General features: G+C 56.3%; 8 protein-coding genes and 2 pseudogenes. 4 read left to right on the top strand and 6 right to left on the bottom strand.

The genetic code is table 11. From position 1 onward, the window contains the following. Nucleotides 1-14 precede the first annotated feature (14 nt). Both QNM96_RS13765 and QNM96_RS13760 read right to left on the bottom strand, forming a co-directional pair. Complete coding sequence (locus QNM96_RS13765) at nt 15-3,629, bottom strand: molybdopterin-dependent oxidoreductase (protein ID WP_283837033.1); 3,615 nt, start codon at nt 3,627-3,629, stop codon at nt 15-17. Nucleotides 3,630-3,878: 249 nt separating this feature from the next. After that, nucleotides 3,879-5,198, bottom strand: coding sequence for a P-loop NTPase (locus tag QNM96_RS13760; RefSeq protein ID WP_283837032.1), 1,320 nt, complete (start codon nt 5,196-5,198; stop codon nt 3,879-3,881). Between the two features lie 626 nt (nt 5,199-5,824). Between QNM96_RS13760 and QNM96_RS13755 the strand changes: the two genes are divergently transcribed. Together QNM96_RS13755 and QNM96_RS13750 are read left to right on the top strand one after the other, a co-directional pair. Continuing rightward, complete coding sequence (locus QNM96_RS13755) at nt 5,825-6,043, top strand: hypothetical protein (RefSeq protein WP_283837031.1); 219 nt, start codon at nt 5,825-5,827, stop codon at nt 6,041-6,043. 162 nt (nt 6,044-6,205) lie between these two features. Continuing rightward, nucleotides 6,206-7,097: pseudogene (locus tag QNM96_RS13750) on the top strand (IS630 family transposase). A 21-nt stretch (nt 7,098-7,118) separates the two neighbouring features. On the opposite strand, the gene QNM96_RS13745 reads toward QNM96_RS13750, so the two are convergent. From QNM96_RS13745 to aglM, 4 genes and pseudogenes are all read right to left on the bottom strand, one after another. After that, nucleotides 7,119-8,549, bottom strand: a complete 1,431-nt coding sequence (locus QNM96_RS13745) for a glycosyltransferase (protein WP_283837030.1) — start codon at nt 8,547-8,549, stop codon at nt 7,119-7,121. Between the two features lie 279 nt (nt 8,550-8,828). Further along, nucleotides 8,829-8,966, bottom strand: a pseudogene (locus tag QNM96_RS13740) (IS701 family transposase); the annotation flags it as partial. 22 nt (nt 8,967-8,988) lie between these two features. After that, nucleotides 8,989-10,485: an alkaline phosphatase gene (locus QNM96_RS13735; RefSeq protein ID WP_283837029.1), complete on the bottom strand. Its 1,497-nt coding sequence runs from the start codon at nt 10,483-10,485 to the stop codon at nt 8,989-8,991. Between the two features lie 195 nt (nt 10,486-10,680). After that, nucleotides 10,681-11,967 (bottom strand): UDP-glucose 6-dehydrogenase AglM, encoded by a 1,287-nt coding sequence (gene aglM, locus QNM96_RS13730; protein WP_283837026.1) that lies wholly within the window; start codon nt 11,965-11,967, stop codon nt 10,681-10,683. A gap of 104 nt (nt 11,968-12,071) precedes the next feature. Here aglM and aglF point away from each other — a divergent pair, with 104 nt between their 5' ends. Then, a complete protein-coding gene (gene aglF / locus QNM96_RS13725; protein ID WP_283837025.1) occupies nt 12,072-12,806 on the top strand; it encodes a UTP--glucose-1-phosphate uridylyltransferase AglF in 735 nt (244 codons plus the stop codon). Nucleotides 12,807-13,218: 412 nt separating this feature from the next. Continuing rightward, entirely contained in the window at nt 13,219-13,941 is a 723-nt protein-coding gene (locus QNM96_RS13720) for a phosphatase PAP2 family protein (RefSeq protein WP_283837024.1), read from the top strand. Nucleotides 13,942-14,021 lie beyond the last annotated feature (80 nt).

Genomic DNA, 14,021 nt, shown 5'->3' with positions numbered 1-14,021 from the left:
TATTCACCTCGATGTTAGTCGTCGGACTCGCTCGCAAAGCCGCCGCTCAGGTAGTCTTCCATCGTATCGTCTTCCTGGGTCGGTCGGATCCCGCGGTCGACGGGTTCCCACGCGCCTTCGGGCTCGCCGTTGTCGTTCACGCCGCCGTCTTCGGCCTTGTCGATCTTGACGAAGGCTTCCTTCGGCGCGCCGTTTGCCGCGTGGACGTCGGGCTCGAAGCCGACGTTCAGATTCATCCCGCCGAGATCCTTCCGCGGCATCGAATCCGTCAACCACGTCCGGCGGAGCCAGGTCGTCGTCGCGGACTGGTGGCCACCGCTCCGATAGAGCGAAACGTAGCTCGTGTCCTCGGCTTTGGCCATTCCGTCCTCGCGCTCTTGCTGTGCCTCGTAGGTCTTGTGCGACGTCTGGTTGACGTTCATCCAGCTCCTGGTCACACCCTGGGGGAGGCTCGGCTGGTACCGAATCCGCATCATCGCACGGGCGTACTCGCCGTCTTCGTCTCCCTCCTTCCAGCCCTCGTACGGGCGGTCGGAGGGGTCGGCGTCGACCCAGACGTAGTCGCCGTCCTGAAGGTCTTCCGAACGGGCGTCCTCAGGGTTCATCTCGATGTAGCCCTCACCGATGTAGGGCTTTCGCTCGTCGAAGCTATCTCGCTCCGTTCTTCGACCCATGTCACCGTAGTTGCCCCACCAGACCGCAATATTCGGGAGCGCGTTCGCGAAGGTGTGGGTCCCGTGGCGGTACTTCGGCGTCATGTAGACGTAATCATAGCCCTCGTCGAGGTCGGTCAGCGGGTGCGTGCTGTCGACCAGTTCGCTCGGGGACTTGATCACGTTGCGAACCTGTCGGTCGTTCGTGCTCTGGACTTTCGCCTCGCTATCCCAGCCCCGGTCTTCGGGCGTCTCCGGGTCAATCACGGGGCTGTCGCTGTCGTCGACGATGACGTTCGGCTCGTACGGCGTCGCGTCCATCGGTTCTCGATGAAGCGGGATGTTCTCGCCCGCTTCGGCGAACTCCTCCTCCTCGCGGAAGAACTCGAGGCGACCCGATTTCGTGTACCACGGGTCGTCATCCTGTATCTGCTCGTTGCCGACTCGCTTGGGATAACTCCGTGTCATGATGATTGCCGGCGTCCCTTCTTCAGCGTCCTCGAGTAGCTCATCGACATCGTAGCCGGAGACGGTGTTCGAGTTGTCGATGATCCGCTGGAGGTACGGTTTCGCCTGGTAGTCGTCTTCGTCGATGAACTCCCAGTAGTCGTTGAATCGGTCGTCGTCAGTTATTTCCGCAAGCTCCGCGGCGACGCCCTTGTAATGTTGGGCGTCGTTTCGGGTGTTGTAGATCCGATCGATCCCAGTTTCGGGCATCGTCGTAATAAACGGGTTGGTGACCGAGGCGGTGATGTCGTTGACGTGGTGTTCGGCCCACGAATCGACCGGGAAGACGATATCGGAGTACTCGCAGGTCATCGTCCACCACCATTCGTTGGTGAAGAAGGCCTCGATCTTCCCGGTGCGAAGCATCTTCTCGATAATTTTGTACGCACCCTTCGCATTGCCGAGGATCGAATTCGACCCTGACACCCACAGCGACTTCGTCGGCGTGTGCATGTGCGAGTCGCCCTGGAAGTACTCGCCGTCGACCTCGAGGGGCTCGTCTAAGTTCGTATAGAAGTGCGCCGACTGTTCGTCGTAACGCTGGTCGACACTTGCTGGCTCGTCCGGATCGAGTTCGATGTCGAACGGGTCTTCGTCGGAATAGTTCGGAAGCCCGTTGAAGTACGCCGAGCGGTAGTTGCCAGAGTAGCTTCCGACGTTGCCGGTCTGATAGCCGACGTTTCGCGTCAGCGACGCCAGCAGGAAGACCGCGCGGTCCTTCTGGTCCGCGTTGGTGTAGTGGTTCGGCCCCATACCGGTCAGCACGAGGGTCTCTTCCCGGTTATCCGCGAAGTCGTGGGCCAAGTTTTCGACGGCCTGGGGGTCCGTCCCGACGACATCGGCGGCCGACTCGAGGTCGTAGGTCTCGAGCAAGTGCTCGCTGATCAGGTCGAACACCGGCCGGACTTCGACGGTCTCTCCATCGCCGGCTTCGCCGGCCGTTTGCGAATCCGACGAATTCGCGCCGTCCGCGAGCTCGACCTCGAAACTACCCTCGAGCGACGCCTGCGTGTCGAAGTCGTCGCCGATGTCATCTCGAGTAACCGCTTCGAACTCGCCGCTTTCCTCGTCGCGGACGACGAAGTCGCCCCACTCGCCGCGCAAGTCCTTGGTAATGATCTGTTCGTCGAGGTTGAGCGAGCCGGCATCCGGCCGGCCAGCGTCACCGTTGACGGTTCGGGTCTTCTCCAACTCCCCGGGCTCGTAGCCCTCGAAGACGTCGCTCGCGCGAAGCATCTCGTTGGTGTCCATGCGGACCAGCAGGGGGAGGTCGGTGTACCGACGGACGAAGTCCTCGTCGTACAGTTCCTCCTCGATGAGCACGCGTGCCGCGCCGAGGAACAGCGCCGAGTCGGTGGCGGGTCTGACGGTAATCAGTTCGTCGCACTTCGAGGCGGTCGCGTTGTAGTCGGTGAAGATTCCCGTAACCTTCGTCCCTTTCAGTCGGGCCTCGGTCAACCAGTGACAGTCGGCCATCTTCGTCGTCAAAAAGTTGAGCCCGGCGACGACGACGTGGTCGGCCTGCTCGACGCTCGAGAGGTCGAAGTCGACCGTCTGCTGGCCGGTGACCATCGTGTGGCCCGGCGGCAGGTCGGTGTGAAACGAGTAGTTGTCGAGCCCGACCGCGCCGAGTGCCTCGTCTTCGTCGACGTCACGGACGTAGTTGTCCAACAGTGACATCGAGTTCGCGTTGCGGTACTGCCCCCAGAGCTTGATGACCCCGAGTAGGGGCATCCCGCCCCGGAACTTCATCGAACGAACACCCGCGCCCTGAGTCTGTTCGACGACGCGCTCGTCGTACTCTTGCTCGAGGAGGGACTGCATCCCCGACTCGCCGCTGTAGAACTCGGTGAGTTCGAGGAACGTCCGCGCAGCGAGGTCGTAGGCCGCCTCGTGGTCGACGCGGATGAAGTCGTCCTCGCCGCGGTTGGCGTACGCTTCGGGCATGGAGCCGTCGTCGTCCCGCGGGAAGCCGTCTTCGACCCACTCCATGAACCCTTCCCGGACCATCGGGTCTTTCACTCGGCGTTCGCTGTAGAAGCGCTCGATCATCGCCAGCCCCTTGTTACAGACCCGCGGATCCCAGCGCTGGGTCGCCTCGTTCCCCTCGAGATCGGTCGCCTCGCCGTAGTTCATCGAGGGACCGAGGCGAGTGATCTCGCCGTTCTTGATCGACGCCTCGAGGTAACAGTTGTGGGTGTCGTTGGGCGTACACGTGAGCATGTAGGAGTCGTCGGGTTCCCACACGTCGCGGTAGTGCTCTTCCCACCCCTGGTTAGGGTACTCTTCGAATGGATTCATGGGACCGTCGTCCTCTTCGTCGGTGTCGCTCGTGAGTCGACGAAGGCCGAGCAGTCCTAACCCGGACGCCCCGGCGACGCCCACGGCGGCCGCACCGAGTTCTCGCCGCGTCAGATCGAAGCCGTCCGCATCCGATCCGCTCGTTCGGCCATCGTCCGACTCGCTCATCGTCCCACCCCATATCCAGAGCGCGGGGAGTCGGATGGCGATTCCCTCGTCCGCCGTTTCGGGCGGTGCCGGTCGGTCGTGGATTGTCCGTATGCCATCACAGGCAAAACTCCGCGGCCTATTGGTTAACTAAAATCGGCTCTTCCCACGTTCTGGGGGTTGCTCGGCCAAAACCCACCGAATAACGGTGCTTTATACGAGGGAGAAATCCACCGAAGCGTTGTCGCAAGTACCGCTCGCCTCGGACGACTACGCCGCCGGCTCCGACGTCGATGGAGTCGATGCGTCGGCTTCGGCCTTGAGTTCAAGTAGCCACCCGTCGCGGCCGAGGTCGTCGATCGTCGTTCGCGCGAGTGAGCGCCCGTCGTACTCGAGGCGCTGTTCGACCACCTCGGAGAGTTCTTCCGCATCTCCGCGCATCACGATCGAGACCGGCGAGTCGTCGGCGACGCCGAATTCGGCGATCGCCTGCCGGCGGACGCTCGTCGGTGGAAGTCCGCGAAGATCGACGGCCTCCTCGGGCACCTCGGGTCCGGTCGACCCCGAGAGAAACTCCTGTACGCACGTTGCGAGTGAGACGATCGCCTCCTCCCCCGGCGTCGACGGCTCGACGACGTCCATCGTCAGCGGATCGCGAAGTGCCGGATCGAACGGAATTGGCTCGAGTGATTCGTTTACCGGATCGACGGAGTCGATCTCGTTCGTGAGAGATCGACTATCGCACGCATACGGAGACTCGAGATCCTCGCCCTCGGTCGCAACCATATTCGGGGCGACGCCGATCGTCGGAACGCCGTAGGCCTCGAACAGAGCACCGGTTCGTTCCGTCGACCGAGCGCCCGCGCTGGTGGGCGTACTGACGAGCAATCCGCCGTCAAGCGGGGCCTGCTGGACGAGGGTCGTCACGGCCTCGCCGATTCCGGGTGGAAGATCGACGAGCAACACGTCTCGGCCCTCCCAAACGGCGTTGCCGAGCAGATCGGTTACGACGTCGTGGACCATGGCTCCGCGCCAGGCGACCGGTCCGTCCTCGGCGATCAGTTCGACGCTCATAACTTCGATCCCGTCGGCCAGTACGGGCATCGGACTTCCCGAAGGCGTCGACTGGACGGGCCCTTCCGTATCCAGCAGATCCGGCGCATCGGGTGCGTGGACGTTGGCGTCGAACACGGCGACGTCTAGCCCTGCCGCATCGAGCGCTCGCGCGAGCGAGACCGCAATCGTCGTCTTCCCGACGCCGCCTTTCGCGCTTCCGACAGCGATCAGCGACTCGACTCCCGTGACCGGCAACCCGGTTTCGGGTGCCTCCGCCTCGACCGCCTCGACTCGAGTGTGTTCGACATCCGGCGTCGCGAGGGCAACACCCCGTAACTGATCGGTAAGCCGATTCGCCATGGGTTGGTCGAGTCGGCCGAAGTTCACCACGAACGTGACGATTCCGTCCTCGACGATAACTTCCTCGAGGAGTTGCTCGCTGATCGGATCGCCGCCAGGGATTCGGACGGTTCGAACGCCGTCGACAACCGCCCGCCTGACTTCGTCGTCCGGTCGGGGAGGGGTTGCTTCCATGGTCGATACGTCGTCCCGCACGGATATTTCACGCGTCGAGAGTTCCCACGCCGTGGGAAGACGAAGCCCGACTGTTCGGTCCGTCGGACGGGTGCTAGTCTCGAGATAAGTTATTTCTAACGTAATCTAATTGTTTATATTAAACAACACTATATCGACCTCTCAAAATTCCACAACTACGAGCTAAGTAGAATTAGATCCCGAAGATAACGCATCTAATATTAGAAGGAGACATTAGAAGATTTGAATTAATTAACAAATATGCTAATTTTGTGTTTGACATAGATATATTACATACATAGTTAGAAGGACTTCAATCGGCTAGAGTTAAGACATTCGTTCGATCCCAACCCCGTTCATATTTTATAATGACTGCAAAATATATAGATTCACACTATGAACACAAAATACATCTCAGAAACAGACGAGAAAGAGAGGCATCATCGAACAAGCAACTAGATCGTACGACTCGGACGGTAAAATGAATACGGATCCCGCCAAAATTCGAACACCATCCATCGTTCGGTCCTTGCTTCGCGGCGCCTAGTCGCTTCTCAATATTTCTCTTTTGCTCACAGTATCACTACTATAAACCGTTATTTTACCGCTGAGCAACGACTATAATGATGAGCGCTAAAACGATCACATACGAGACACCCTCGGGGTCCGAGACGACAATGGTCGAGAAGTTAGAATACGAATCGACATCCGGAGTCTGGCGGTTCAAGAGCGAGTCCACTCGCGGCGGTGAAATCATGCGAATTCCGCGTGAGCGAGTGTACGAAATCCGCCAACAGGGGCCAGAACAAGAAGAGTCTGGGCGGGACCAATATGGACACCCGTGAGAAATCGCGCCGATACGCGATGAGTTGACATCAGGTTGGACGGGCCAATCGTACTCCGTGCGAGAATAGATGGGGCGCCTTATTTCTGCTATCGTTGAAGGTTGTGTTGAATCACTATAATAGCCGTTAGAACTTTTTACTCAGTCATTGTTGTTGAATGCAGTGGAGCATCTCGACGAAATCTCTGTCGAGGAATTACAAACAGCCCTCGACAAGGTGGAAGGAAAAAAGCCAACACAACGGCTATTGGCAGCAATAGCATACAAAAACGGTCTTACGAAGACTGAACTAGCCGAGTGGTACGACGTACAAAGACGGACAATCTATAGCTGGCTCAAGGACTCGACACTGACGAGTCGCTTGAGCAGGCTGTTGCTTATGTGCATCAACCTGGGAGAAAACGAAAGATATCAGAACAAAAGTGAAAAGAGTTCGAAGAAATGGTCCACAAATCTCCCGAAGAAGTTGGCGTTGACGCGCCGGCGCTCGTCCAGCAGTATCTCGACGAGATGTACAATGTCGAGTACTCAATCCCGGGTTGTCGGCGGTTGCTTAAAAAAGCGGCGGGAAATGGACGCCACAGTAGTCTGTACCGATCAAACCAAGAAATCCGTGCAAGCTGAGTCGCGTGCCATGTGGTTTCCTCGCGGAACGCGGCCGTCTGTCGAATTATCCGGACACGTGACTGGACGTGTCTGCTAGGCGCGATCTCCGAGGACGGTGATCACTTTTTCTCTCGATTTGAAGAGTACGTTACCGCCGATCACGCGGAACATTCCCTTCTCAGAATATTTGGGGAATTCAAAGATGACTTGATCGTTGTGTTAGATTGAGCGCCGTACTTTCAGGCGTCGGCCGTAACGGATCTAGCGGCCCGTGACGACCTCGCCTTCGTGAGGTTGCCAGCATATCCCCCTGAACTAAACCCGGTCGGGGAGTGCTGGAGACAGTTCTGATCAGCGCTTAGCAACCAGTATTTGACTCACATTCTGAACTCACAACAGCGATTGATACCGCTCTTGATCAACTCCCTATACCTAAAATGGGTAATTAATTCTAATGTATTCTACATCATTCAATCAGCAGTTTCGACAGTCTTCTGCTTTGAGAGCACCTTCTCCTGAAGATAGTGAGTTGGGTTAGATCGAAGTGATCCACCAAAGCTACTGATCTCCCACCAAATGGCTTGTCCAAATCCATAGAGACGTACAAACCCATGCAGAGGTCGGTAGATTAAGAGATATGCAATAACCCATCCACCGTAATCAATCGGTTGATCATTGACTATGAGGACAGAGAGGATACCAACAACGATAGCACAGAAGCCAGTCATACTGAACATTCCAACTGCCAATACCCACCCTACTGATTGGAAGAATGGTTCTGGACCAATAGCTATTGTAAGTAGGAAAAGTATCACTTCAATAATAATCAAAGATGTAAGCAATGCTCTAAGAGGTAATCCAATGATTCCAATCATCCCTTCTTTAAAGTTCAGTTGTTTTTTATGATGCAGAAGCATGACTGAAATCCCTCTCTGTGCCCATGTTTTTCGTTGATCAAACCAACCTTTGAATGTTGTTGGAACGATGGTATCTGCTTGAGCAGATGGAGTATATCGAATCTTTCCATATTCATGCATACGCACAGAGACTTCAAAGTCGTCTGAATAGAGCCAATGATCTGTCCACCCACCTGCTTCTATCAACGTTTCTCTTCGAAATGCACCGAATGCTCCACTAAGACAAAGGACATATCCTAATCGACTTTGGAACATTCGTCCAATCTCCATTGCTAGTGCATAGTCGAAGATTTGTGCCTTTGCCCACCAGTGATCTCTATTTTCTACAGAGACATTTCCTCCAACAGCAACAATCTCATCTGATGTGAAGTGTCGAGCAATTTCCTTCAGTGAATTACTGTGTAATACTGTATCTGCGTCTAGGCTAATGACAATTTCATTCGTTGCTTTTGTGAGAGCGGTATTCCTTGCTGAAGCAGATCCTCCATTCTCTTGTGTGAATACCCTTAGATTAGGATACACCTCTTCTAGCGCCTTTAGAACATACCATGTTCCATCTTCAGAACCATCATCAACTACTACTGTCTCAATATCTCCATCGTAGTCTAAGTTGCTGATAGCTTCAACGACACTACCAATGTCTTTCGCCTCATTGTATGCTGGTGTGAGAAATGATACTGACGGTGTAGCATCTCTATCACCTAAATCTCCATCAATAGAAATCTTACTTTTCTTCCGATGTTTGTAATGAGCTAATGTTGCCAATCCTGTTCGTCCAAAATACCATCCTAATAGCAATAGGAGGAATAGCGGAGAGGAATATAATATATAAATTGGTTGTCCAATATGCGGTATTGGAGCGAATAGTATCGCCAACCCTATACCAATTAATGTAATAGCCATCACATACCGTTTGAGGGTAAACGGCCATTGGTTATTTATATTCGATTCGGCTGGCCGTATAACTCCAGACTCATTGCCCATATTGGTTCTTCTTCACTCATGTTCGAGTTTTAAACTAAATAAGTCTTTGGATCCAACAGTATATGGGAGAAAGAAATATTATTGGTAATTATTCCACCTAATAATTTCTCAATAACTAACAGTGATTCAAATTCACGACTTGATAAAACCACATGGGCAGTTCAATACGGATCATTTGAACACGTTCTGCGTCAATCTTAGCGTGAGAGTCTACCAAATCAAGCACTTCATAGCATCCACGCTATTCATTCAATGAAATATATTTCTTGAGACCGTGACTCAGATTTGTACATGACCCTCGGCTGTTAAGGGAACAAAGAGGTGGTCGATTTCGTTCATGAGGTCATTAACGACTCAATCAATATTGTCCCGAACCCACGAAAAAAGGTTGTACACGGCTTCTTTCAGGGAGATCTCAAAGCATTCGAATCAGGATCTATCATTCTTGGTACTCGTAATCGATCTCTTGACCGGGCTCGAACTCGAGGCCGAGTACGTCTGCGATCCCGACTGAAACCTCCGTGTTGTCGAAGTATCGACCGAAGAATTCGGCGTTCGGTCCGTGGGCGTAGGCCGGAACTTCCTCCGCCGTATGCGAGTCGGAAGACCATCCCATTTGCGTGCGAGCATTGAGCACGTCGGTGAGCTGACCGCCTGTTGCATCCATCAACTCGCCGTAACTGAGCTCGAGGCCGGTGCGTTTCTCGATGAGTTCGGCGACTTCGTCAGTACCCTGATAGTCGTCCATCGCGTCGTCGAGATACTCGAGGCTCGCGCGAATATTGTCGATCGCCTCCCAATCCATGTCGTACGCGTCCGCACCGAGTGACATTCCGCCGGTCTCGTGGTCGGCGACCTGCATTGCAAACGTCTCCGGCGTCGAAGGATCCTCGACGTAGTCCAGAACAGTCCCGAACACCTCGTCGCACTCGAGTTGTTCGTGAGTGATCGCGTTGTCGTGGGCGTGACCCTGGTGATCAACCCGGCCGGATTCGATCATCAAAAAGAATCCGTTGTCGCACTTCGAAAGCGTCTCGATCGCCATCTCGGTCATATCGACGAGATCAGGTTCGTCCGTATCCCCGACATACTCGCGGTCAACGTAGTAGCTCATGTGAGTCGACCGGTCAGTTTCGCTCCCGAACAACCCGAGGACTTTTCTCGAGTCGACGCTGTCGAGTTCGTCGTCAGTCTCGACGTACTGGTAGCCTTGCTCTTGAGCGCAGGCGATCAGGTCCTCGCCGTCTTCTCGCTCTTCCGGATCGAAGTGGTGCTTTCCGCCACCCAGTAATACGTCAACGGTCGCGTTCTCGACGTACTGCCGAGCGATCTCTTCGCCCATCCCCCGATCGGGGACGTGGGAGGCAAACTTTGCAGGCGTCGCATGGGTGATCTCAGTGGTCGTCACCAAGCCGGTGGCCATCCCTGCGTCGTGAGCTGCTTCCAGGATCGTACGCACCGGTGTGAAGTTTTCTTCCGTTCCGATTCCGCTGATTGCACCGGAATAGATCTTCGTCCCCGTCGCCATCGCCGTCCCCGCCGCCGCGGAGTCAGTTATCAATTGATCCGGATCGTCGGGTTGGGTGCTCATTCCTCCGATCTGCTCGGCGCGGTCGACGTTGAGGGACGTTCCGTCAGGCGTAATGTTCAGTGGGAACTCCTCCGGATCTTCCCGCCACGCCTTCAGGTATCGAGCACCGCTGATGTGGGCCTGGCCTGCCCCGTCAGGGATAACGACGATCGCGTTATGTGCGTCCCCCGACCGACTGTCGCCGCCGCTGAGTTCCGTCTCGCTACCGTCATCGTTCGCCAGCGCAGATCCGCCGAGTGCACTCGCGCCCGTGATCGCCCCCACTGCGCCCATGAAGGTCCGCCGGTTAGCCGAAACGATCGATCGATCATCCGTTTTGTCACTGCTGTCTGAAGTATCGGACATGCGAGTGAACGATTCCATCGCGACATATAGTGCTTTTATAATATCCGAATATACTGAAACTTTTCGTGTAGTGGGTTACATAGGAATGAGTAGCTGTACGGAGTCATCAACAAACGTTGGGCGCGTTTGAGGGGATCTCCGACCTTCCTGCCAGTAATTTCCGCTAGCGGTGAATAGGGGATCTCGAGAAACGACTTAGTACGTGAGCCCCTCGTAGACGATGCCGTCCCGTCGCTCGACGATCCGACGGCCGTCGACGACGACCGGTTCGTCCATCGCGTCGAACTCCCTATCTAACACCGCGAACTCGTCCCAGTCGGTAACGACCGCAACGCCGTCCGCGCCGTCTAACGCCTCGGCCGCCGAGTTCGCGTACTCGGCGTCGGGAAATCGCTCGCGCATCGGGTCGACCGCGACGGGATCGTACGCAACGACCTCGGCACCGCGATCCTGTAGTTTTTCAATGACCGGAATCGCTCGAGAGTTTCGGATATCGTCCGTCCGCGGTTTGAACGACAGGCCAAGAACCGCAATGTGGCTCCCCTCGAGAGCCACGTGATGTTCCAACAGCTCGAGCATCCGTTCCGGCTGTCGGTCGTTGATCTCGACGCTCGCCTCGAGGAGCGCCGGGTCATAGCCCTCCTCGCGTGCGGCCGCGATGATCGCGTTGACATCCTTCGGGAAACACGACCCGCCCCACCCGACGCCGCTTCGGAGGAACCGCTCGGAGATACGGTCGTCGAGGCCGACCGCTTCCATCACTTCGTAGGCGTCGAGACCAAATTCCTTACAGATGTTTCCGAGGTCGTTGACCAGGCTGATTTTCGAGGCGAGGAAGGCGTTGTTCGCGTACTTGATCATCGAAGCGGTCGCCGGATCTGTTTCGACGATATGGGCGTCGTGATCCGCAAGCAACGGCTCGTAGATCGCGTGTAATCGTTCCGTCGCCCACTCCGAATCCGTTCCGTAGACGAGCTTGTCCGGCTGCATGAAATCCGAAACGGCGCTTCCTTCCCGGAGAAACTCGGGGTTCATCCCCACCTCGATGTTCTCGTTCCCTCCTGACCCTCGAGTGACTGCAGGCTCGAGCACGGTTTCGATGCTCGTCGGCGTGACCGTACTCTTGATGACGACCAGGTGGCGGTTTTCCTTGTCGGCGAGGGTTTCGCCGGTCGCTTCAGCGGCGGCTTCGAGCGCCGTGAGGTCGATGCTCCCGTCGTCGTTGGAAGGGGTACCGATCGCCAGGAAGGTCACATCCGATTCGACGACGGCATCGTAGGAGGTCGTGGCCTCGAGACTGTCACCTGCGTGGCTCTCAAGAAGGTCCTCGAGACCCGGCTCGTCTATCGGTGCGTGCCCTGCAGAAAGCGCCGCAACGATCTCTTCGTCGATATCGATTGTCGTAACAGTGTGACCGAGTTCTGCGAAACAGGCCGCAATCGTCGTTCCGACGTATCCGCTGCCGATGACGGAGATATGCATTGAATAGGGAGATTAGAGCTATATGCAAGAACGTTGTGATACCGGGAACGAACAGTACCGAAATCAGAACGTTATTGTAACCTGGGAAGAGTCAATTACTATCAATGCAAGCAGTTGTCCTCGCCGCTGGCGAAGGGACGCGGCTCCGCCCGCTAACCGAAGACAAGCCGAAAGGCCTCGTCGAGGTGGACGACGAACCGATTATCACCCACTGTCTCGACCAGTTGGTCGAACTCGGTGCGGACGAATTCGTCGTCGTCGTCGGCTACCTCAAGGAGAAGATTATCGACCACTACGGCGACGAGTACCGCGGCGTACCGATTACGTACGCCCACCAGCGCGAACAACAGGGGCTGGCCCACGCGCTGTTGACCGTCGAAGAACACATCGACGACGACTTCATGCTGATTCTCGGCGACAATATCTTTCAGGCGAATCTCGAGGACGTCGTTCGTCGCCAGCGCGAAGAGCGCGCAGATGCGGCGTTCCTCGTGGAGGAAGTACCCTGGGACGAAGCCTCCCGATATGGAGTCTGTGATACCAACCAGTACGGCGAAATTACCGACGTCGTCGAAAAGCCCGACGAACCGCCGTCAAACCTCGTGATGACCGGGTTTTATACGTTCACGCCGGCGATTTTCAACGCCTGCCACCTCGTTCAACCCTCCGACCGCGGGGAGTACGAAATCAGCGAGGCGATCGACCTCCTGATTCAGTCCGGCCGAACGATCGATGCAATCGGCCTCGAGGGCTGGCGAATAGACGTCGGCTATCCCGAGGACCGCGACGAGGCGGAGGACCGGCTTCAAGATCCGAAAGCGGTGGCGGCGATGGATTGAGAAGAACTGGAACGGAGTCCAGCCATTCGGTGACGAAACGAAAACCTTCCTCGACGACCACTGATCGTTGAGCGGGGGGATGACGATCTCTGAAAGCCGGACAACCGATCAAAGATATAGTCAAGACGATACGTTTTTGGGAATCAGCGTGTTGTGATTGGATAATGAAATTTTGCGCTCCTGATGACGACTGTGGCCCTGGAGATGGCTTTAACTCCGGGCCGCCGGCAGCTGTCTTCGAAAATACCGCCAGTGAGGGTCCCAAGAATCGTACACTGCTGGGCGACAAATCGATGCCCAGCCGGGGCTGGTTCAGCCAACACGTTAGCAAACACGGCTCGCTGATGGTACACACGCTCGGCCATCGAACGGAATCGAAATTCACACACCGATTGACTGTTACATCACGTCCATGAGCCGCGGAATAGGAGTAACGGAGGGACTCCGCGAGACTGTCCCCGAATGGGCGCTCGAGGGGTTCGTCGGACTCTCGTTACTTGGCGACCTGGCGTTCATTGTCCCCGTGCTGGGGCTACTGTACCTCACAGACGTCGGGTGGACGATTGCTCGGGATACCGAGGAGAAACCGCTCTGTTCGAACCGTACGGTCTCGTTCATCGCGGCCGTATTCGGCGGGCTCGCACTGGTCGTTTTCCTCAAAGGAGTGTTTGCGTTTCCGAGGCCGCCGGCGGAATTGCACGTAATCTCACCCAGCGAACACGGATTCCCAAGCGGTCATGCAATGTCGGCGACGATATTCTGGGGTGGGTTCGCACTGTGGTCGTCGGTCAGGACCCGGCCATCGAGATTCGCACTCGCCGGAACGGTCGTCATGCTTGTCAGCCTCTCACGACTCGTCCTCGGCGTCCACTTCCTCGTCGACGTGGTCGCATCGGTTCTCTTCGGCGTAGTATACCTGCTGGTGATCCACCGGGTCGCTCGAGGACGGCCGACGAGGGCGTTCGCCGTCGCAATTGCGATTGCAACGCTGGCCGTGCTAGCGACCGAGGCCAGTTCTCGAGCCGTTGTAGCGCTCACTGGGAGCGTCGTTGCGGCGATCGGGTGGTATTTTGTCGAATTGCCGGCCGTTCGGCGGCAACTGATCGAAGTTGCGAGAAGAGCGGAGACGAAATGAGCACAGGTCTCGTTTCTGTGCTCGTCGATCGGCCCGAGTTGTCGAAGTCACCGTAAAGAGGGGATGAACGTTGTCCGATC

The sequence above is a fragment of the Halostagnicola sp. A-GB9-2 genome (genome assembly GCF_030068615.1).
GTDB lineage: Archaea > Halobacteriota > Halobacteria > Halobacteriales > Natrialbaceae > Halostagnicola.
The sequence above is the reverse complement of the archived record's forward strand: the minus strand, read 5'-3'. Positions and strand labels throughout refer to the sequence as shown.

Coding starts and splice junctions, on each gene's coding strand:
- QNM96_RS13765 (WP_283837033.1), bottom strand. CDS start 3,629: ATGAGCGAGTCGGACGATGGCCGAACGAGCGGATCGGATGCGGACGGC.
- QNM96_RS13760 (WP_283837032.1), bottom strand. CDS start 5,198: ATGGAAGCAACCCCTCCCCGACCGGACGACGAAGTCAGGCGGGCGGTT.
- QNM96_RS13755 (WP_283837031.1), top strand. CDS start 5,825: ATGAGCGCTAAAACGATCACATACGAGACACCCTCGGGGTCCGAGACG.
- QNM96_RS13745 (WP_283837030.1), bottom strand. CDS start 8,549: ATGGGCAATGAGTCTGGAGTTATACGGCCAGCCGAATCGAATATAAAT.
- QNM96_RS13735 (WP_283837029.1), bottom strand. CDS start 10,485: ATGTCCGATACTTCAGACAGCAGTGACAAAACGGATGATCGATCGATC.
- aglM (WP_283837026.1), bottom strand. CDS start 11,967: ATGCATATCTCCGTCATCGGCAGCGGATACGTCGGAACGACGATTGCG.
- aglF (WP_283837025.1), top strand. CDS start 12,072: ATGCAAGCAGTTGTCCTCGCCGCTGGCGAAGGGACGCGGCTCCGCCCG.
- QNM96_RS13720 (WP_283837024.1), top strand. CDS start 13,219: ATGAGCCGCGGAATAGGAGTAACGGAGGGACTCCGCGAGACTGTCCCC.